Origin of the sequence: Sneathiella chungangensis (assembly GCF_009882935.1) — a bacterium.
Classification (GTDB): domain Bacteria; phylum Pseudomonadota; class Alphaproteobacteria; order Sneathiellales; family Sneathiellaceae; genus Sneathiella; species Sneathiella chungangensis.
This window is the reverse complement of the sequence record NZ_WTVA01000014.1, coordinates 68,001-87,892: the sequence shown is the minus strand read 5'-3', so window position 1 is coordinate 87,892 and position 19,892 is coordinate 68,001. Positions and strand designations below refer to the sequence as shown.

At 53.8% G+C, this 19,892-nt stretch carries 26 protein-coding genes and 1 other RNA gene; 5 read left to right on the top strand and 22 right to left on the bottom strand.

The features are described 5' to 3' along the window. From GQF03_RS12180 to ygfZ, 16 genes are all read right to left on the bottom strand, one after another. On the bottom strand, positions 1-339 hold the full coding sequence (locus GQF03_RS12180) for an immunoglobulin domain-containing protein (RefSeq protein WP_206376414.1): 339 nt from the start codon (positions 337-339) through the stop codon (positions 1-3). A 26-nt stretch (positions 340-365) separates the two neighbouring features. Further along, positions 366-1,244 (bottom strand): haloalkane dehalogenase, encoded by an 879-nt coding sequence (locus GQF03_RS12175; protein ID WP_161339559.1) that lies wholly within the window; start codon positions 1,242-1,244, stop codon positions 366-368. A 140-nt stretch (positions 1,245-1,384) separates the two neighbouring features. Beyond that, on the bottom strand, positions 1,385-1,543 hold the full coding sequence (locus tag GQF03_RS12170; protein WP_161339558.1) for a hypothetical protein: 159 nt from the start codon (positions 1,541-1,543) through the stop codon (positions 1,385-1,387). Between the two features lie 113 nt (positions 1,544-1,656). After that, complete coding sequence (locus tag GQF03_RS12165; protein WP_161339557.1) at positions 1,657-1,869, bottom strand: DUF4169 family protein; 213 nt, start codon at positions 1,867-1,869, stop codon at positions 1,657-1,659. 94 nt (positions 1,870-1,963) lie between these two features. Next, positions 1,964-2,215: a ribbon-helix-helix domain-containing protein gene (locus tag GQF03_RS12160; RefSeq protein ID WP_161339556.1), complete on the bottom strand. Its 252-nt coding sequence runs from the start codon at positions 2,213-2,215 to the stop codon at positions 1,964-1,966. Then, positions 2,208-3,827, bottom strand: coding sequence for a fumarate hydratase (locus GQF03_RS12155; protein ID WP_161339555.1), 1,620 nt, complete (start codon positions 3,825-3,827; stop codon positions 2,208-2,210). The genes GQF03_RS12160 and GQF03_RS12155 overlap by 8 nt, the downstream gene beginning before the upstream one ends. A 54-nt stretch (positions 3,828-3,881) precedes the next feature. Next, positions 3,882-4,367: an SspB family protein gene (locus GQF03_RS12150; protein WP_161339554.1), complete on the bottom strand. Its 486-nt coding sequence runs from the start codon at positions 4,365-4,367 to the stop codon at positions 3,882-3,884. Positions 4,368-4,463: 96 nt separating this feature from the next. After that, positions 4,464-4,798: a transfer-messenger RNA gene (gene ssrA, locus GQF03_RS12145) on the bottom strand. Positions 4,799-4,814: 16 nt separating this feature from the next. Then, positions 4,815-5,333, bottom strand: a complete 519-nt coding sequence (locus GQF03_RS12140; protein WP_162858474.1) for a dihydrofolate reductase — start codon at positions 5,331-5,333, stop codon at positions 4,815-4,817. A gap of 5 nt (positions 5,334-5,338) precedes the next feature. Then, on the bottom strand, positions 5,339-6,133 hold the full coding sequence (locus tag GQF03_RS12135; protein ID WP_161339553.1) for a thymidylate synthase: 795 nt from the start codon (positions 6,131-6,133) through the stop codon (positions 5,339-5,341). A 107-nt stretch (positions 6,134-6,240) separates the two neighbouring features. Next, entirely contained in the window at positions 6,241-6,582 is a 342-nt protein-coding gene (locus GQF03_RS12130) for a DUF1491 family protein (RefSeq protein ID WP_161339722.1), read from the bottom strand. Between the two features lie 9 nt (positions 6,583-6,591). Next, positions 6,592-6,795, bottom strand: a complete 204-nt coding sequence (locus GQF03_RS12125; RefSeq protein WP_161339552.1) for a hypothetical protein — start codon at positions 6,793-6,795, stop codon at positions 6,592-6,594. After that, positions 6,792-7,367, bottom strand: coding sequence for a DNA-3-methyladenine glycosylase I (locus GQF03_RS12120; RefSeq protein WP_161339551.1), 576 nt, complete (start codon positions 7,365-7,367; stop codon positions 6,792-6,794). The genes GQF03_RS12125 and GQF03_RS12120 overlap by 4 nt, the downstream gene beginning before the upstream one ends. Positions 7,368-7,379: 12 nt before the next feature. Next, complete coding sequence (locus tag GQF03_RS12115; RefSeq protein WP_161339550.1) at positions 7,380-8,102, bottom strand: MBL fold metallo-hydrolase; 723 nt, start codon at positions 8,100-8,102, stop codon at positions 7,380-7,382. Between the two features lie 11 nt (positions 8,103-8,113). Next, complete coding sequence (locus GQF03_RS12110) at positions 8,114-8,485, bottom strand: VOC family protein (protein WP_161339549.1); 372 nt, start codon at positions 8,483-8,485, stop codon at positions 8,114-8,116. A gap of 87 nt (positions 8,486-8,572) precedes the next feature. Next, on the bottom strand, positions 8,573-9,457 hold the full coding sequence (gene ygfZ / locus GQF03_RS12105) for a CAF17-like 4Fe-4S cluster assembly/insertion protein YgfZ (RefSeq protein WP_161339548.1): 885 nt from the start codon (positions 9,455-9,457) through the stop codon (positions 8,573-8,575). A 133-nt stretch (positions 9,458-9,590) separates the two neighbouring features. On the opposite strand from ygfZ, the gene pyrC reads away from it, so the two are divergent. Next, entirely contained in the window at positions 9,591-10,685 is a 1,095-nt protein-coding gene (pyrC, locus tag GQF03_RS12100; protein ID WP_206376415.1) for a dihydroorotase, read from the top strand. 53 nt (positions 10,686-10,738) lie between these two features. Here the strand turns inward: pyrC and GQF03_RS12095 are convergent, their stop codons facing one another. Both GQF03_RS12095 and GQF03_RS12090 read right to left on the bottom strand, forming a co-directional pair. Further along, positions 10,739-11,128 carry a VOC family protein gene (locus GQF03_RS12095; RefSeq protein WP_161339547.1) on the bottom strand — a complete coding sequence of 130 codons (390 nt, stop codon included), beginning with the start codon at positions 11,126-11,128 and terminating at the stop codon, positions 10,739-10,741. Positions 11,129-11,369: 241 nt separating this feature from the next. After that, on the bottom strand, positions 11,370-11,633 hold the full coding sequence (locus GQF03_RS12090; protein WP_161339546.1) for an usg protein: 264 nt from the start codon (positions 11,631-11,633) through the stop codon (positions 11,370-11,372). A 167-nt stretch (positions 11,634-11,800) separates the two neighbouring features. Here GQF03_RS12090 and acuI point away from each other — a divergent pair, with 167 nt between their 5' ends. Further along, the gene (gene acuI / locus GQF03_RS12085) at positions 11,801-12,790 is read left to right on the top strand and encodes an acrylyl-CoA reductase (NADPH) (RefSeq protein ID WP_161339545.1); all 990 of its coding nucleotides are present in this window, start codon (positions 11,801-11,803) and stop codon (positions 12,788-12,790) included. Positions 12,791-12,801: 11 nt separating this feature from the next. Here the strand turns inward: acuI and cysQ are convergent, their stop codons facing one another. Together cysQ and GQF03_RS12075 are read right to left on the bottom strand one after the other, a co-directional pair. After that, positions 12,802-13,572: a 3'(2'),5'-bisphosphate nucleotidase CysQ gene (gene cysQ, locus GQF03_RS12080; RefSeq protein ID WP_161339544.1), complete on the bottom strand. Its 771-nt coding sequence runs from the start codon at positions 13,570-13,572 to the stop codon at positions 12,802-12,804. Between the two features lie 107 nt (positions 13,573-13,679). After that, positions 13,680-14,726 (bottom strand): acyltransferase family protein, encoded by a 1,047-nt coding sequence (locus GQF03_RS12075; protein ID WP_161339543.1) that lies wholly within the window; start codon positions 14,724-14,726, stop codon positions 13,680-13,682. Positions 14,727-14,853: 127 nt separating this feature from the next. On the opposite strand from GQF03_RS12075, the gene fdhD reads away from it, so the two are divergent. Next, on the top strand, positions 14,854-15,723 hold the full coding sequence (fdhD, locus tag GQF03_RS12070) for a formate dehydrogenase accessory sulfurtransferase FdhD (RefSeq protein ID WP_161339542.1): 870 nt from the start codon (positions 14,854-14,856) through the stop codon (positions 15,721-15,723). Beyond that, a complete protein-coding gene (gene mobA, locus GQF03_RS12065; RefSeq protein WP_161339541.1) occupies positions 15,716-16,345 on the top strand; it encodes a molybdenum cofactor guanylyltransferase MobA in 630 nt (209 codons plus the stop codon). Before fdhD ends, mobA begins: the two co-directional genes overlap by 8 nt. Here the strand turns inward: mobA and GQF03_RS12060 are convergent. Together GQF03_RS12060 and GQF03_RS12055 are read right to left on the bottom strand one after the other, a co-directional pair. Beyond that, on the bottom strand, positions 16,342-17,262 hold the full coding sequence (locus tag GQF03_RS12060) for a DMT family transporter (RefSeq protein ID WP_206376416.1): 921 nt from the start codon (positions 17,260-17,262) through the stop codon (positions 16,342-16,344). The genes mobA and GQF03_RS12060 overlap by 4 nt on opposite strands. 92 nt (positions 17,263-17,354) lie before the next feature. Then, the gene (locus GQF03_RS12055; RefSeq protein WP_206376417.1) at positions 17,355-18,266 is read right to left on the bottom strand and encodes a LysR substrate-binding domain-containing protein; all 912 of its coding nucleotides are present in this window, start codon (positions 18,264-18,266) and stop codon (positions 17,355-17,357) included. Between the two features lie 101 nt (positions 18,267-18,367). Here GQF03_RS12055 and GQF03_RS12050 point away from each other — a divergent pair, with 101 nt between their 5' ends. After that, complete coding sequence (locus GQF03_RS12050) at positions 18,368-19,861, top strand: CoA-acylating methylmalonate-semialdehyde dehydrogenase (protein WP_161339539.1); 1,494 nt, start codon at positions 18,368-18,370, stop codon at positions 19,859-19,861. Positions 19,862-19,892 lie beyond the last annotated feature (31 nt).

The window sequence follows — 19,892 nt, the reverse complement described above, 5'->3', positions numbered from 1 at the left end:
TCAGTGGTCCGAGGCGGTCATGAAATTTTTCTCAAGGCCCGTGGAATATTCCAGGCCGGCCGCAGTCAGAATAATCTCGTTTTCCCAGGACTCCCGCACCAATCCCTTCCTGCTCAAGGCTATCCAAACGGACTTATTATTGAGGCCGCTCGCATCCCGGCTTGCCACGACAAAATCCCCCACATGCATGTGATTGCCATGTGCATGGGGAAGGCGCGTGATACGAATATCCCCGTTCTCGCCAGCCGGGCTACTGCTGTCCGGGTCTTTGGCCAGAATCTGAAGAAGCATCAGTGTCTTGCTCTGAAGTGCGTTTAACTTGATCCGCTTTTTTTCCACAATAATTCCTGTCGCAAGGGAGTAAATCAGATACGCGCAACGAACTCAGAAATTGCCCGGCCGATCTCATCCGGGCTGTCTTCCTGAATGAAATGCAGGCCCTTCACTGTAACTTCCGTCTGGTTGGGCCATGTGCGGCAAAATTCCCGTTGTTTGCCGATCAGGATCGATCCCGGATCCGCATTAATAAACAGCTTCGCCAGATCCGCCTGAGCAAGCCAGCGGGAATATTCATCGACGATGCCGACGACGTCTTCGGGTTCACCGGCAATCGGGATTTGACGGGGCCAGGTCAGGGTCGGACGTCTGTCTTCGCCAGCGTTTCGGAAGGGGCGGATATATTCGCGCATTTCCTCATCTTCAAGTTTGCGGATGATCGAGCCGGGCAGCACCCGTTCGACGAATATGTTTTTCTCGAGTATCAGTTCCTCGCCGGCGGGGCTGCGGAAGGCCTGAAAAATATTCCGTGCGGCTTCGGGCCAGTCGTCCCAACTGGCGATCGGGCGAACAATCGCCTCCATATAGGCGATACCTTTGATTGCTGTCTGGTTCTGATACGCCCAATCAAAACCGAGCGCCGACCCCCAGTCATGAAGGACAAGCGTCACATTCTTGTTCACATCGAGATAGGCGAGGAGGTCCTGGAGGAACGCCCGATGTTCCTTGAACGTATATTTATCGGGCCCGCTGTCCAGCAGCTTTTCGGAATCCCCCATGCCAATCAGATCAGGCGCGATCAGGCGTCCGCGTCCTTCCAGATGCGGCATGACATTGCGCCACAAATAGGACGATGTCGGATTTCCGTGCAGAAAGACAATCGGGTCACCCTCACCCTCTTCGATATAGGCCATTTTAAGGCCTCGTATCGTTGCCGATTTCTTCTTGTACTTGCTTGCTGCCGTCATGATTGGCCGTTCTCCCTGATTGCCCTTATTCGATGAGTGAGCAACAAAAGCGCCAGCCCGGATCATACCGCGTGCAAGCATTGTTGCACAACAAAAGAAGTCAGGGGGTCAGTTTGAAAGGCTGACATCCCTTTTCATGTTCATGATGAGGGAGTTTGGGATTTTTTCCGGTAGGTCTTGACGATTTTCTTAACGTCATCAACGGTTAGCCCGTCCCGCTTAAGCACCGCAAGCATGACTGGATCCGAAAGCAGATCGTTCAATGTCGGTTCTGGATATTTCTGTACACGGGCTTCCATTCGTACCTCCTCTTGCGCCTGATTTCGTCACGCGCCGTAACTCTCTAGAAGAAGGTTGAGTCATTTCTATGACGGTAATCTGAATTTTATAGACGGAATGTGTAAAGAAACGGCTAATTTTCCGTCGGCGTTTCATTTTCGCCTTCGTCTCGGCCTGTTAGTTTCTTCTGATCGAGCGCGATATCGTCCCGCTGCTTTTGATCTTTATCCAGGTTTTTCTGCTCGGAAGTCCGGCCATACCGCACACGATTGCCGCGCGCCGCATCCTCCGCCTTTTTGCGGTCCCGCTTTTTCCGAAATTTATTCAGATTGACAACGTCACCCATTCTGACGACAGCCTTGTTTTTATTTTCCTGCGCTTAAGGACTATATAGGGTTGCGTCAAACAAATCCCAAGATCTTCCTTAGAAGAAAATGACGTCAATCGCGGCTTTTTCCGATTAGCTCGTGCAGGACATAGAGCCGGATGGCGCTGGAGAGATTGCCCTGCCGCGTCCTGTCGATTTCAGAGACAAGTTCGTTGACGCTGAGGCCGCGCCGTTGAGCGCTCAACTGCAGAAGTTCCCAGAACTTGCTTTCAAGCGAAACGCTGGTCCGATGCCCGGCAATGCTTACGGAATGTTTGACGATTTGCTCCGGCGCGCGCTCTTCCGCCGCGTTGTCGTTATCCATCTTTCTTTCTGGCAAAGAAGTCATTCCCCTTGTCGTCCATGACGATAAAGGCCGGAAAATCCTCGACTTCAATGCGCCAAATTGCCTCCATTCCGAACTCTTCGAAGGCCTGAACCTCCACTTTTTTGATGTTGTTCTGCGCAAGGATGGCGGCCGGTCCGCCGATGGAGCCGAGATAGAATCCGCCATGTTTTTTGCAGGCATCGACAACGACCTTGCTCCGGTTGCCCTTGGCCAGCATCACCATGCTCGCGCCTTCGGCCATGAACTGATCGACATAACCATCCATGCGGCCGGCCGTGGTCGGACCGAAGGAGCCGGAGGCATAGCCCTGCGGCGTTTTGGCGGGTCCGGCATAGTAAATGATATGATCTTTGAAATATTGTGGAAGTCCCTCGCCGTTTTCGAGCATTTCCCGGAGTTTTCGGTGGGCGAGATCGCGCGCGACGATGATCGTTCCGCTCAGGCTGAGACGCGTCTTGATCGGATATTGCGAGAGAGTTGCGAGAATCTCTTTCATCGGGCGGTTGAGGTCGATTTTTACCACATGGTCATTGAGGTCGCTATCGGTTACCTCCGGCAGGTATTTCGCCGGGTTTGTCTCCAGTTGCTCAAGGAACACGCCGTCCTTGGTGATCTTCGCCTTCACCTGCCGGTCGGCGGAGCAGGAAACCCCGATCCCGATGGGAACGCTGGCGCCATGCCGCGGCATTCGGATAACGCGGACGTCATGGCAGAAATATTTGCCGCCGAACTGCGCGCCTATTCCAATTCCTTGGGCGATTTTCAGTATTTCTTTTTCCATCTCCAGGTCGCGGAACGCCCGGCCATATTCATTCCCGCTGGTCGGGAGGGTGTCATAATATTTGGTGGAGGCGAGTTTCACCGTTTTCATTGTGTCTTCAGCGGATGTACCGCCGATAACTACGGCGAGGTGATAGGGCGGACAGGCGGCCGTGCCGAGCGACATCATCATTTCTTCAATGAAGGGGACAAGCCTTTCCGGCGTTAGCACCCCCGGGACTGCTTGATGCAGGAAGGATTTATTGGCGGAACCGCCGCCTTTTGCGACGAACAGGAAATCATAGGAATTGCCGTTCACGGCATAGAGGTCGATCTGCGCCGGAAGGTTCGTGCCGGTGTTTTTTTCCTCGAACATGCTGATCGGCGCAAGCTGGGAATAGCGAAGGTTTGTCTCGGTGTAGGTTTTATAAACACCGCGAGAGAGCTGCTCCTTGTCCGTCCCATCGGTCCAGACATACTGCCCTTTCTTGCCCATGATAATGGCTGTTCCGGTGTCCTGACATCCGGGCAACACCATGCCGGCGGCAATATTGGCATTTTTTAGAAGTTCCGTGGCGACGAACTTGTCATTCTCCGAAGCCTCATCGTCTTTCAGGATATTCGCGAGTTGCTGCAAATGCTGGGGGCGCAATAGATGGGCCACTTCATGCATCGCCTCGGCGGCCAGCAAGCTTAGCGCCTCGGGTTCAATCTTGAGAATTTCCTGGCCATCGACCTCAATCGTCGACACGTGATCCGATGTCAGCTTGCGGTAGGGCGTCTCGTCTTTGCCAAGGGAAAACATTTCCTGATAATGAAATTCGGGCATGGGCGGGCTTCCAATAATGTGATTGCGTGGCGAAATTTGATGTCGGCAGATTAGCTATTTTTTGCGGAACGCATCAAGGGTAATTATCTCGCCTTGCTTTTCAGCCTCCTTGGCGGTTTCGCCGATCGGCTGTTTGTCACCGTTTTCCTCTTGCCCGTCGTCTCGTGACACGGCCTCCTCTTCTGACGGGGATGTTGAAAATTGCAGGCCGAACTGTACGGACGGATCGGCAAAAGCGGTCAAAGCCTCAAATGGGATCTTAAGCGTTTCGCGCTTGTGGTTGAAGCTGAGATCGACAGTGAAATACTCCTGTGTCACCACCACATTCCAGAACTGGTGCTGAAGGACGATGGTCATTTCATCCTTGTACCGTTCGGCAAGATGGGCCGGGACGGAGACGCCGGGATACCGGGTCTTGAAGGTAATGTAGAAATGCTGTTCCCCGGGCAGGCCATTTTCCGCGGCATGACGAAGGGCGCCCCTGACTACATCCAGCAGAGCTGTCTCAACCATTTTCGTATAATTGATTTCGTCATCCATGGTCTGAATAACCCCCTGCCTTCGCTGCAACGCAAATCCACTCGTCGTTATCTGCGGGATGACGTAAAATATTGCGCCCGAAATAACGTAAAAATAAGTGAAGGGGCTTCTGTTGCCAGGTGCCCCTCCGAACCCCGTGTAGTGCAATTAAGCAGCTACGGCAAATGCTTCGTCATTATCGTTAGCATTTATAGATTTGACCCCGTTATACGGTGGTATCATGCCGGGCAAAAATTACATCTTTACTGCGCGCGTCGAGCCTATTTCGCCCCCATCATAAAGACAGCCGACGTCTTGCGACTACTGTCTTTATGGTGGAGGCGCCGGGTACCGCCCCCGGGTCCGCAACGGTTATTCCATGCAACGTTTATCGCCATAGTTGGTTTCCCAACACTCTCAATATAATTCTTTTTAACGGGTTTTGAAAGGGGAGGGCGTCTAAAATTCCTAATGCCGCTTACGATCAAGCGTGATAAAGCTATGATCAAACATGTCTTTCTCCGATTTTTCGTGGAATTCCCGGGATTTTTCGATCCAGTCCACGGTATTGAATTCCGGAAGAAACGTATCCCCGTCGACAACGGCATGCACCTCGGTCAGATAGAGCCTGTCCAGCCTGTCAAGGCTTTGCCCGAATATGTCGGCGCCACCGATGATGACCATTTCATCTGCTCCGATTTCTCGGGCGGCGGCCTCGGCCTTGATCAGCGCGGCGTCAAGATCATGCGCAATGATCACCTCATCGGCCGCAAAGCCGGTATCCCGCGTTACCACAATATGCGGCCTGCCTGGCAACAGGCCAGGCAGGGACTGGAATGTTTTCCGACCCATGATCAGGGGCTTTCCCATAGTCGTTTTCTTGAACCATTTCAAATCGTTGGAAAGGCGCCAGGGCAAGCCGTTATTGACGCCGATGACACGATTTTGCGACAGGGCGAGCATGGCGGAAAGCTTGATGCGCGTCATCTTGCCTAAACAGCGACCTGGGCCGGAATATGCGCGGCGGCGTGATATCCTTCCAGATTGAAGTCATCGAAGGTAAAGGCGAAAATATCCCTGACGTCCGGATTGATCCGCATTATGGGCAGTCTTCCCGGAATACGTGAAAGCTGTAAATCCGCCTGTTCGAGGTGATTGGCATAGAGATGGGTATCGCCGAAACTGTGGACAAATTCGCCGGGTTCCATCTCGCATACCTGCGCGATCATCATGGTGAGCAACGCGTAAGAAGCGATATTGAAGGGCACACCGAGAAAAACATCGGCGCTGCGCTGGTAAAGCTGGCAGGAAAGCTTGTTGTTCGCGACATAAAACTGGAACAGGCAGTGACAGGGCGGCAACGCCATATCGTCCACCTGAGCTGGATTCCAGGCGCTGACAATCAGGCGCCGGGAATTCGGGTTGGTCCTGATCTGGTGGATGAGACTCGTGATCTGATCGATAGAGCTGCCATCGGGCTTCGGCCACGACCGCCACTGTGCGCCATATACCGGGCCGAGATCGCCTTTCTCATCCGCCCATTCATCCCAGATGCGCACGCCGTTTTCCCGGAGATAACGGATATTCGTGTCCCCGGAAAGAAACCAGAGCAGTTCATGGATGATTGATTTCAGGTGCAGTTTTTTGGTTGTGAGAACCGGAAATCCCTTCGATAGATCGAATCGCATTTGATGGCCGAAAATGCTGTAGGTGCCGACACCCGTGCGGTCCGGTTTAAAAGCGCCGTCGTGGCGTACAGTGCGAAGTAGATCAAGATATTGTTGCATCAGGCGGCATCCAGCCAAATATATTGGAAGATATTGACAGAGGATAAAACATTATCCCGCCATGTGTCAGTCAAAAACTTGCCGGGCGGCGAATTTGTTCGGCACCGTCACTCCTCGATTTTTTCATCGAGGAACGCACGGCCTTCCCGATCCTCTATTTCCAGCACCCACAGATCCGGATCGTTCTTCACCCGTCTTTCTATATAGGCGTCGGCATCGGCTTCCTCAACCCAGTCGCGGCCGGTACCCTTTAGCCAGAGACGGCCACCGTCGTCAAAATTCGTCGTCGGAGAGAGCACCATACAGCCGAGCCCCAGCCGGTTTATTTTCAAGAGAACCGTGCCCGCCGTCGCGTCACCGCGCCGCGTCACCATGACGGGAACATTCAGGGTGGCGCATTTACGGATATGGGCCTTGATCCAGAGTTCGGCTTTAAGGCGGGGTTCCAGTGTACTTTCCTATTCCGTTGCGTCCTGCATTTCAGACAGCAGGATTTCGTCGCGCAATCGTAGCAGCCGGTTGCGGCCATGCAAATCGGCATTGTCCTCGCAATATTGCGCTGCCTCTTCCAGTACGGTCATGGCCCGTTGTCCATATTTCGCCCGGTAATAGGCAGCAACCCGATCGGTCAGATCGTGAATTTCGCGAATCTCCCGCCTCATGTGAGCTTCTTCACCTCCGCATGGCGGGGGCAATCGACAATATGATCGTTGACCATGCCGACGGCCTGCATGAAGGCATAAACTATGGTGGGGCCGACAAATTTGAACCCGCGTTTCTTCAGATCCTTGGAGATGGCGCGGCTAAGCTCTGTCTCGGCGGGCACCTCCGCCATTGACCGCCAGCTGTTCTGCAACGGCTTGCCATCAAGATACCCCCAAAGCAAATTCGAAAATCCACCTGCCTCCTTCTCTTCAATATCGAGAAAGAGCTGAGCTCCGGTAATCGTCCCGAGAATTTTCGCCCGGTTTCGAATGATTCCGCTGTCCTGCATCAATGCTTCAATCTTCGCCTCTCCATAACCCGCGATGATTTCCGGATTGAAATTATCGAAGGCGGCCTTGAAATTCTCCCGCTTTCGTAAAATCGTGATCCAGGAAAGACCGGCCTGAAACCCGTCGAGAATCAGCTTTTCGTATAGCGCCCGACTGTCATATTCCGGAACGCCCCATTCCTCGTCGTGATAGGCTTTATAAAATGGATCCTCTCCATACCAGGTGCAACCGTCATTCATTCACGCTTCCTTTTACTCATGGCGCCGGAGCCAGTCCTCTATCAGGGATTTGAAACGCGCGCCGTCGAAACTTCCAAAATGCCCGCCATGCACGATACGCGGGGAGAGCGCATGCAGACGCAGCATGGAGGCGTAATAGTCCTCCGCGTTGGAATGGTAGGCATCCTCAACCAGCGGGCCGTCGTAAATCGTATCTCCCGAGAAGAGAATACCGCTTTCCTTTTCAAAGAATGCCAGGCCTCCCGGCGAATGACCAGGTAGATGCATAACGCTCAGTCGGCGATCACCGAGATCGATGACGTCGCCGTCCTCCAGAAAATCCGTCACCGGGGCGGCTGAGACCGTATATAGTTCCGATTTATACGGCTCCGGCGGAAGAGCCTCGAAAATTTCGTCGGTCACATAATCTGCGAGGGAATTGGCCCGCGTCGGATGGGCAAGAATATCGGCTTCCATCCGATGCGCCGCGCGCGTTTCAAATTCGTGATGACAACCGATATGATCGTAATGGCTGTGGCTGGCGATTGCCATAAGCGGTTTTTCGGTCACCATTGGAATGTGCCTTCGCAAACTGACGACGCCCATCCCGCTGTCAATCAGGGCATCGCGGTCGCGCCCGCGTATATGCCAAATATTGCAGCGGTAGAAGGGCTTGATAAAGGGTTCGTCGATCAGGGTCACCTCATCCCCGATCTTTTTTACCCGATACCAGTCCTGGGCGGCGATACGGTGCATCCAATACTTTCCTAATCCGGCTTGAAGCAAACAGCTTCAATCTTATTCCCGTCAGGATCAAGGACAAATGCCGCATAATAGTTTTCCTCATAGTCCCTTTTGCCGGGGCCACCATTATCGATACCGCCGTTGGCAAGTGCGGCGGCATGAAAGGCGTGAATAGAGGCCCTGTCCGGCGCGCGGAACGCACAATGAAATCCTTGGGACCTGCCAATATCCGCCTGCTCGACTAGCCAGAAAAACGGATCTTTCCGGGACGGGCCATAGGCGACAGTTTCGCCGTAATCAGCAACTTTCGTAAGGCCGATCGTGGACAACACCGCGTCATAAAAGGTCTTGGATTTCTGCCGGTCGGTAATGCCTATAGATACATGGTCCAGCATTTTATCTCCCCAATTATAAATGTTCATGTTTTGTTCTATTTTTATAGTGGAATTTACCGTTCAAGGCAAGATGGATTCCGTTCTCTATTAATTTATGGCGGGAAGATTGACGTAGTCGGGCTGTATCAGCTTGACACCCTTCGGTTCAAATTTGTCGGAATCGCCGGCCAACCCCTCCAGCCGGACCAGAGCAAGCCCTTGGCCGTCCGCGAATGACCGGACCTCTGCAATCTCTCGACCCTGATCGAAAATCTTGTCCCCTTCTTGAAGCTCGCCATCGAACTCAATCCGGAAAAGCCGCTTTTTGACCTTCCCGCGGTGCTTCGTGCGGGCTGTCAACTCCTGGCCGACATAGCAGCCTTTGGAGAAGCTGACACCATTCAATTCCTCGAAATTTCCTTCCAGAAGAAAGTTTTTCTCGGGCAGGATATCGCGTCCGCCCTCGGGGATTCCGAGGCTGCTGCGGTAAGTATCATAGGCGGATTCCGTGGCCGGAATGGCGGTTGCTAAGTTGATTGCGGTATTATCAACTGATTTTGAATATAGGCGAATGCCAAGCGCGAGGTGCCGCGGGTCCGCAAAATAAATGAGACCATTGTTCTCACTGACGGTACCTAGTTTTTCGGGAAGTTCAGCGGCGGCATGGGAACCGTCGCCAAAAAGCGCATAGACTTGCCGGGTTTCCTCACTGATGGTGACATCCGCGCGGAGCTTGTAGAGTGTCAGACGGCGGATCAAATCATCCTTTCTCGCGGCCGCGCAGTCGAGTAGGTAGCTGTCCCCAGATTTCAGGATAAAAAAATCATGGAGGAATTTCCCCTGGGCGGTCAGGAGCGCGGCGTAGATACCCTGCGTGTCGCTGACTTTCTTCATGTCATTGGTGATCAGATTTTGCAGGAAGGTCCAGACGTCTTTCCCGTTGAGGACAAGGACGGAACGGCTTTCCAGCGGTGCAATAGTCAGTTTCGCCATTTGTCTTTCCAAACCAAGGGTTATTCCGCAGCCGATAATAATAGGTAAGACAGGAACGCGCGCTTGGCAAGTGGAGGCTCGCGTATTATGAAGAAACCGGCAATCTCCATTGTTCTTTAAAACGGACCCATTTATGAGCCAGACTGATTCCGGAATGACGACCTTCTCTCAGGCACCCGGGCAAGCGCCCATAACGCTTAGACGGCCCGACGACTGGCATGTCCATCTGCGGGATGGAGACATGTTGAACGTTGTCGCCGCTTACACGGCGCGCCAGTTTGCAAGGGCGATAGTAATGCCGAATCTGACGCCGCCCATAACGACGGTGAAGTATGCCAAGAGCTACCGGGATAGAATACGCGCCGCGTTGCCCGCGGACGCAGATTTCTCGCCATTGATGACCTGTTATCTGACCGACAGCATCGACCCCAAAGAGGTCGAGAGTGGGCATCAGGCCGGCGTTTTCACCGCCGCCAAACTTTATCCGGCCAATGCAACAACGAACTCGAGCCATGGCGTTACCGATATCCGAAAGATATATCAGGTGCTCGAGGTAATGCAGCGCATCAAAATGCCGCTGCTGGTGCATGGGGAAGTGACAGCGTCGGACGTTGATATCTTCGACCGGGAAGCTGTTTTTGTCGAGCGAGTCATGACGGGCCTGCTGAAAGATTTCCCCGATCTAAAAGTGGTGTTCGAACATATCACGACCGCGGAGGCCGCCGCATTCGTTTTAGAAAGCGGGCCCAATATCGCCGCGACGATTACGCCGCACCACCTCAGTTTCAATCGAAATGCGATCTTCAAAGGCGGCATCCGGCCGCATTACTACTGCCTGCCAATCGCCAAGCGGGAAAGACATCGTCTCGCGCTGCGAAAGGCGGCGACATCCGGCTCGCCGAAATTCTTCCTCGGCACGGACAGCGCGCCACACCTGGTTAAGGATAAGGAATCGGCCTGCGGCTGCGCCGGTCTGTTCAACGCGCCCTATGCGCTGGAAAGCTACGCCACCGTTTTTGAGGAGGAGGGCGCCCTTGGCAGGCTGGAGGCATTTGCGTCGGAATTCGGTCCGCGCTTCTACGGCCTTCCGCTCAATGAGGGGCGGATTGTTCTCGAACCAGTCGAGACGACAGCGGAGGAGATAGTCAAAACGCCAAATGGCGACGTTGTTCCGTTTCTTGCGGGGGAAATAGTCGGTTGGCGGTTTGCCGGCGTACTCACGTCATAAAAAAGTCATGCGATCGGAAAAACTGGCCGTGATCTCCGCAAGCCTTTTCTCCGTCAGACAGCGTGTCCCGCCGTTTCGGGGCCTGTGAAATCGACATGAATATGATTGCCGTCCGGATCGAAAATATTGACCTGAAGGATGTCAAATTCCGGCACACGCCCCATTCGATAGCCAACCTGTCGCTCCTCAAGGGTTTGAAGAAAAGATGTAAGACCACTTGCCGAAAAGGCGAAATGTTCAAGGCGCGGATCGTCTCCTGACGCCGGATTATCCACGCCGATCAGATGCACGGCCGCCTGGTCGCCGGTATAGAGCCAGGCACCCGGAAATCCGAACGGGGGACGTTTTCCAACAGTCATTCCGAGAACGCCGCAGTACCAGTCGATCATGTTCTCAAGGTTGGCGGTGCGAATATTGACGTGGTCCAGGGGGCCCAGCTTCATGCGCTTGTTCCTCTCGTAGTCGGAATGCGAATTGTAGGCCAATTATACGCCGGAACCAATTTTCACTTATTTTTATTTTAGGGGGCGCAAACATGGCGGCTGGGCGACAGCTACCGGGATTATCAAAATCCATGCGGGCGTGTTCGCCTGCTGGCCCCGAGTTCGGGGACGCCTTGCCTTTAAGTCGCGGTCAAACACGTTGTGGCGCGGGGCGGTTATTAAGAATTTGTCTGTTGCGACGTCAATGCACTTTATATTGCTCGTCGGCGAAGCGGAGTTCGTTCGGATAAATCAGCTTGTTTGATGCAAACCGCACCGAATGCAGACGGCCGTCGAGTTCTTTTTCCCAAAAATCAAGAAATTTCCGAAGCGTCGGATATTTCGGGGCCAAATCATATTCCTGCCAGATATAGGTCTGCAGAAACTCCGGGTAATCGGGAAGATGGTACAGAATTTCAGCAGTTGTCAGGACATATCCTTTTAATTTTCTCTCCATTTCTAACATGTGCAACTCCAGTTCCTTTAAAGCGACAAAGAGGAGCCATAGTGCTCAGGTTAACAATTGTAGAAGATACACATTAAAAAACAATTGCTTATGAAATTTGAGTTTCATTGACGCGGTGGAACAGGCTATAACAGGGGAAATTTCGATAAAAAATAAAGGAAAATGGCATGACGGACAGCTTCAGGGCACTGGTCATCGAAGAGCATGACGGAAAACAGCGGGCAAATTTCAAGAATCTGACGATTGCGGATCTTCCCGATGAGGATGTCCTTGTCGAGATTTCCTATTCGACCTTGAACTACAAGGATGGCCTTGCGGTTTCCGGCAAGGGGATCGCGCGGCGCCTTCCCATGGTTGGTGGTATCGATCTTGCGGGCACTGTGCTGGAAAGCAAATCGGCGGAATTCAAGCCCGGTGACAAGGTCATTGTGAACGGGTACGGCCTGTCGGAACTGCATTGGGGCGGGTATAGCCAGAAGCAAAAACTGAAATCCGAATGGCTGATCAAGCTGCCGGATTCTTTCTCGATGCAGGACGCCATGGCGATCGGCACGGCCGGCTATACTTCGATGCTTTGCGTATTGGCTCTTGAGAAGGCGGGAATTACACCGGACAAGGGCGAAATTCTCGTCACAGGTGCGGCGGGCGGTGTCGGCTCCGTCGCTATTGCGATCCTCTCCAAGCTCGGATATCGCGTTATCGCATCAAGCGGACGGGAAGAAACGCATGAATATCTGAAAAAACTTGGCGCAGCTGAGGTCATCAGCCGGGAAGAGACCATGGGCAAAGGCCGGCCGTTTGACAAGGAGCGCTGGGCTGGCGCAGTCGATTGCGTCGGCAGCAAGATCCTGGCGGCGGTCATTGCACAGCTGAATTACGGCGGCGCGGTCGCCGCATGTGGTCTTGCGGGCGGCAATGATCTGCCGACGTCGGTGCTTCCGTTTATTTTGCGCGGTGTTTCTCTGCTTGGCGTCGATAGCGTCATGGCGCCGCGGGAGAAACGCATCGAAGCCTGGTCACGCCTTGCGACCGATCTAGATAAATCTCTGTTTGCAGATATGACCCGGGTTGAGCCGATGAGCAATCTTCCAACGCTTGCCGGCGAAATCCTGAAAGGTCAGATCAAAGGCCGGGTGGTCATCGACGTCAACGCCTGAGGTGAACGGTCTTAAGGGCAGCCCTTGGCAATGAAGTAAGGATTGTCATGGCCGTCTTTCCCGTAGCGGAGCGGTGCGCCGTCGAGAGTTTCGACAACGCCGCCCGCCGCCTCAAGAATTGCCTGCCCGGCGCCGATATCCCATTCCATTGTCCGTCCGAAGCGCGGGTAAAGGTCCGCCTTACCTTCGGCCACCAGGCAGAGCTTGAGGGATGAGCCGGCAGAGATCAGCTCTTTGACTTTGAACTTTGCGATATAATCGTCGGTTTCGGGTGTCCGGTGGGAACGGCTGGCGACAACAGTCAAGCCATCGCCGGGCGCTTTGCGCGCGGCAATCGAGATGGGGGCCGTCTCGCCCTCCTGCCGCCAGACCTTGCCCGGACCTTCCGCGAAATAGGTTATGTTCCGCGCCGGGATGTGAATGACACCCATCGTCGGCTTGCCCTGTTCGACGAGGGCGATGTTGACGGTAAATTCACCGCGTTTGTGGATGAATTCCCGCGTTCCATCGAGTGGATCGACCAGCCAGAACAGTCCGCCTGACAAATCCGGTGCTTTTCCGGCGGCATGACTTTCCTCGGCCAATACCGGGATGTCGGGCGTGAGCGCGTGCAGTCCCTCCAGAATTATTTTTTCCGCCGCAACATCGGCTTCGGTCACAGGTGATTCATCCGTCTTGGATTTCACGTCGAAATCACCTTCATAGATTGTCATGATCCGGTCGCCGGCTTCCCGGGCGATTTTAACGATTGATTTAACCAATGTTGGACGGTCAAGCGCCATTATCTGGTCCTACATAAAACGAAACGGATTGAGCGCGTAACATATCGATAAAATACGCGATGTCACTCCCGAAACCGGTCGAGGGAAATAAATTTACCTTTCTATAACTATGCGACCTGTCGCCGTTTGAATTTTTTGGCGACGGCAAGCGACGGCTTTTCAATGAAGATCCAGGACAGGACCGCACAGGTCAGGGTAAGCGGAAAGGCCAATAGAATATTCAGGAACGGGTTGGTAACGCCCGTATAGGCAACCAGCTGCTGTATAGGAAAAGCGTAGATATAGATACCGTAAGAGTAGTCGCCTAATCTGTTGTAGTTACGGATGCGACCTCGCGGAAGGTAGGCGACAAGAAAAATGTTATATGCCAGCGAGAAAATGAATATCTCGCGAAAAAGGAACGTGCCGTGGAGCAATAGCGAGAGCAGAACAAAGCCGCCGCCGAGCATCCAGTTTAACGGCAACCAATGCCGACAGACAAAAAACAGGACGCCGATCATGAACGGATAGGCGAGCTTGGAGAGCGCGACCAAACGTTGCTGGGGCTCAAAATACAGGATGAGCGCGTAAGCCGTGATGAAGGCAAGCAATATAAAAAGCATGCGCCGCGGATTTTTCAAAATCCCGGCCATTCCCAGGATCATGACGGAAAAGTAACAGGTCAATTCGTGGCTTAATGTCCATAGCGGAATATTTGTCGACCCGCCGACGGGGTTTTCCTTGAATACGCCGGGAAGTCGCTGCTCAAGTGAGAAAAGCGTAAAATTCCGGATAATATATTCAGGTGCGGCGCGCAAAACCGCGTTGACTTCCGAAATGGTGACAAGCGGCGCCAATATCAGCGCCGTAATCATCAGGACGACAAGCAATGCCGGGAAGATGCGCATGATGCGGGAGAGCCAGAAACGCTTCAGGTCCGGATCACGATCATAGCTCTGCGCAATAAGATATCCCGAAATGGCAAAAAAGATGAAAACACTGATCATCCCAAGATCAATGCCGTTCAAAATGTCGGCGAGCGGCTGGCGGTTGATATCGCCTGTCGAGACCGGCCAGGCATGGGAGATCAGGACACCCGTAGCCGCCAGCATCCTGATCAGGTTCAGGTTGTTGTCACGCCCGGTCTCGATGTCAGCCAAAACGCTGGATTTCATGAATAAACGCCCTATCCGATGCGTATAATGATCTGCTATCGGAAATGACAGGCGTACTGCAGCCTGCTAAACTGGTATTTTAACACGAAACAAGAAACAAAGAAATTCCCCGGTTTTACGGTATCTTATGAAGGAATTTACGATCACTCCCGATCCCAAGGCAGCGGGTCTCAGTGAACCGTTGGACGGTATCGACCAGAACGGAGCCGAGGTACGGCTGCCCGTCGTCGTCGAAAAGCCGCTGACGTTGTTTTTGAATGGTCAGGAGATCGTGACGATGATGACGATCGGTGACTATCCGGAATATCTTGCGCTTGGATACCTGTTGAACCAGAACATGCTGCGCACTGAGGATGACGTAACCGGGATAGATTACGACGATGATCTTGGCGTCGTCGTGGTGCGGACCGGGCATGAGACCGATTTCGAAGAAAAGCTGAAGAAGAAAACGCAGACCTCGGGTTGCGCGCAAGGGACGGTTTTCGGCGATGTTATGGAGAAGTTCGAAGAGATTGTTCTTGATCCGGATGCCGTATTGAAGACCTCCTGGATCTACGGTCTTTCACGCAAGATCAATCAGCAACCGTCGCTTTATCTGGAGGCGGGCGCCATTCATGGCTGCGTTCTTTGTGAAGAAGATCGGCCACTTATCTATATGGAGGATGTCGGCCGACATAACGCTATCGACAAGATTGCCGGTTACATGTGGCGCCATGGCATTTCTCCGAAATCCAAGATTTTCTACACTACGGGCCGTTTGACGTCGGAGATGGTTATCAAAACCGTACAGATGCAAATTCCGATTGTTATTTCGCGCTCCGGCTTTACGGCTTGGGGCGTTGATCTGGCGCGCCAGGCGGGCCTGACGCTGATCGGCCGCGCCAAGGGGAAGCGGTTCGTCTGCCTGTCCGGGGCGAACCGTCTGATTTATGATGCCGACCCGTCCGCAATTCCGGATGAGCCGAGGAAGTATCGCCGCAAGGCCGCCAATGACTAAATATCCCGAGAAATTTCCCTGCCTGTTGCTTGCAGGCGGATTGTCCCGGCGCATGGGAGGCGGGGCAAAATTCCTTCAGGAACTCGGCGGTCAAAGCCTGTTGCACCGAATTATTGATACGTTGCGGCCGCAAGTTGGTGAAATGGTGCTCAATATGAATATGCGGGTGGATGATCTGGGCCCACCAGAGCTACCCATATTGCCCGACAGCGTCGGTGGCTTTGCGGGCCCGCTTGCCGGAATATTGACGGGGCTGGAACATTTCAATGCAAAGGGGTTGACGGCCAGCCATATGCTCAGCGTTCCGACCGACGCCCCGTTTATTCCGCCCGATCTCGTTGCCCGCCTGACGGCCCCGCTCGGTGATAATGGCGAGACAATCGTCATGGCAAGATCCGTTGGCCGCGTGCATCCGGTCGTTGCGCTTTGGCCACTCTCGCTTGCGGCCGACCTTCGCAGGGCACTTGTTGAGGAGGATTTGCGAAAGATCCTTGTATTCGCCGAACGCTATAATCGGATCGAGGTTGAATGGCACGACAGTGACGGAGATCCTTTCTTCAATATCAATCGTCCGGAAGATCTGGAGGTTGCCCGCGGCCGCTTGGAGAAGGGGCGGCTTTAGCGTTGCTTCGCCGGTATGTTGATGAGCGCGACACCAAGAATTGAGATGACGACACCCATTGCGACAATTAGGGAAAGCTGCTCGCCAAATATGACGAGGCCAAGCATCACACCAATACCCATCCGGAGATAGCTCTGGCTCGCTGTATTCAGGGACCCCAGCGTATTGATCAGCCGGAAATACAGAAGCAGGGCAACGGCGGTCCCGAAGGTGCCAAGCGTGGCGATTGCTGTCAGTGATTTAAGGGAGGGAGACAAGGTCCATGGCTGATCGATCACGATGCTGGCCGGGATCAGGACGACGGACGCAAAGATCATCACACCGGCGGCCGTGACCGTCGATGGAAGATGGGAAAATTTCTGGCCACGAATGGCCGCGTAGCCATAGAGCATGGCGCTAAACAGGATTGCCAACTGCGCGACAACTTCCTGACCGAGACTTTGCAATGCGTCGACCCCGATAATCAGTACTATCCCCATCAAGCCGATAATTGCTCCCGTAATCTTGCGAAGACTGACCGCCTCATGTTTCGTTACCAGCCAGGTCAGCAGGAAAACGAAAATTGGCGAGGTTGAATTCAGCACCGTCGCCAGCCCGCTTTCGACATATTGCTGTCCCCAGGCGAGCAATGTCCATGCACCAAAGCTGTTGAGAAAAGACTGGATGGCAAAGTTCTTCCAGCTGTCGAGGTCCGTCGGCAGACGATATCCCTGCCGCCATATGACTACCAGGAGAACAAGCGAGGCGACCGTTACCCGCATCGCCACAAGCGTTGTTGGCGGCAGAGTCTCGAGGCCCATGCGAATAAACATGTAGGAAGATCCCCAAAGGCTCGCCAGAAGGATAAGCAGCAGATATTCTTTTGGGCGGCTGACGGGTACTGGAGTAATGGGCCTAACCTCTGTCCAATGTCTCAAGAAGGAGCTTGAGAATATCCATTGATTGATGTTGTTGCTTCGATCGTGGTCGAACTGTGCTCAAGAAGTCGGGCGCTCGTCAACTGGAAAGCCTAACCGTCTTTTTCTCCCATGAGCTTGTTCCTCCGCCGCTGGACAACGTCACTCAGAAAGTCGCTGACGGCTTTGATCCGTGCGAGATCGTGGATGTCTTCAGGCGTATTCAGCCAGTAGCTCCGATCGATACTGATTTCCTCTGGAAGAAGCGGAACCAGCTCGGGATATTCATCAGCGGCGAAGCAATGCAGAATACTGACGCCGGCCCCGGCGAGTGTGGCCTGAAACTGAAAGACGATGCTCGAACTCTTTAAATTGACATTGGGGTTGCCGATAACGTCGCTCAGGTAAAGAAGTTGCGGGTCCGGCACCAGCTCTTCGATATAGGAGATAAAGTTGTGATGACGCAAATCCTCCCGCCTGCGTATCGGCTTGTGCTGCTTGAGATAGTCCCGCGTTGCATAGAGGCGGAGGCGGTAATCGGTGAGTTTGCGGGAAATCAGTCGGCCCGATTTCGGTCGGCCGAGGGTGATGGATAAATCTGCTTCCCGTTTGGACAGGCTGACAAACCGGTCATTCGCGACGAATTCCAGCTCGATTTTGGGATGCAGTTTCTGAAAGGCAGGCAATTCACCGGACAAAAACTGGCTGCCGAATCCCTCCGGTACGCCAAGACGCACGGTCCCGGTCAGGGTCTGGTTCTCTCCGCCGACCATATCCTGAATAGTCGCCGAGGCACTTTCCATCTGCTCCGCCTGGGGCAAGAGCCGTTCTCCGGCCTCTGTGAGGACGAATCCGCGTGAGGTCGCCTCGAATAATTTCGCATCGAGCTTCTCTTCAAGAGCCAGCACGCGCCGGCTCACCGTCGTATGATCAACTTTCAGCGCTTTAGCCACTTCCGTCAGGCGGCCTTTACGGCTAAGCTCAAGAAAGAAACGGACGTCGTTCCAGTCAAAAATGATAATCACCTATGTGCATTTTTACACAGGGAATGTGCAATCTTCTCTAATTACTTTGCATTTTTACCTATGTAAAGTCGACGAATAAGAATCCTTTGGGAGTAGATCACATGACAGAGCAATTGAAGCATTTTATCGGCGGTCAGTATGTCGCCGGCAAGTCTGGCCGTTTCGGCCCCGTTTATAATCCGAGCACCGGTGAGCATAAGGCCGATGTACCACTCGCTTCCGAGGCGGAAGTGGGCGATGCCGTTGCCAACAGCCTGGCGGCATTTCCCGAATGGGCGGCGACGTCGCCGATCACCCGCGCGCGCGTCATGTTCAAATTCAAGCAACTGGTCGAGGATAACATCGATGAGCTTGCCGCTCTGCTTGCGAGTGAGCATGGCAAGGTGCATTCGGACGCCAAGGGCTCTATTATCCGCGGTCTCGAAGTCGTCGAGTTCGCTTGCGGTATTCCGCATCTGCTGAAAGGCGAATTCTCCGACAATGTCTCGTCGGGCATTGATATGTATTCCATGCGTAAGCCACTCGGTGTGGTTGCCGGTATCACGCCCTTCAACTTTCCGGCAATGGTGCCGATGTGGATGTTCGCTGTCGCGATCGCCTGCGGAAACACCTTTGTTCTGAAACCATCTGAAAAAGATCCGTCTCTCCCCATGAAACTGGGCGAATTGATGGTTAAAGCGGGTGCACCCAAGGGCGTACTTAACGTTGTGAATGGCGACAAGCTAGCCGTTGACACGATACTGGACGATCCGCGCATCAAGGCGGTCAGCTTCGTCGGCTCCACGCCGATTGCGAAGTATGTCTATTCCCGCGCCGCTGCGGCCGGCAAGCGCGTTCAGGCCATGGGCGGTGCAAAGAACCATATGCTGGTGATGCCCGACGCTGACATGGACAAGGCCGTCGATGCGCTGATCGGCGCAGGTTACGGCTCGGCCGGCGAACGCTGCATGGCGATCTCGGTCGCGGTTGCCGTTGGTGATGCCGGGGACGAACTGGTCGAAAGGCTGGCGCCGAAAGTGCGCGGCCTGAAGGTCGGGCCGAGTGCTGCCGACGGCGACATGGGGCCGCTGGTGACCAAAGAGCATCTGGAAAAGGTCAAGGGCTATGTGGACCTCGGCATCCAGGAAGGCGCCGACCTTGTGGTGGATGGCCGCGATCTGTCCCTTCAGGGCTATGAAAGCGGCTTTTACATGGGCGGTTGTCTGTTCGATAATGTGAAAACCGACATGCGGATTTACAAGGAAGAGATTTTCGGCCCGGTTCTGTCTGTTGTCCGGGCGCCGACTTTCAATGAGGCCATCGAAATGGTCGACAAGCATGAGTTCGGTAATGGTACGTCAATTTTTACGCGCAATGGTGACGTCGCGCGCGCCTTTTCCAATAATGTCGAGGTCGGCATGGTAGGTGTCAATGTTCCGATCCCGGTGCCGCTCGCGTTCCACAGCTTCGGCGGCTGGAAGAATTCGGCCTTTGGCGATCATAACCAACATGGTCCGGAAGGCGTTCGTTTCTATACCAAGGTGAAGACGGTAACGTCGCGCTGGCCCGACAGCATCAAGGCCGGCGCCGAATTCATCATGCCAACCCATAAATAAAAAACTACGAAGGGAGCGGTCTTTGGCGTTT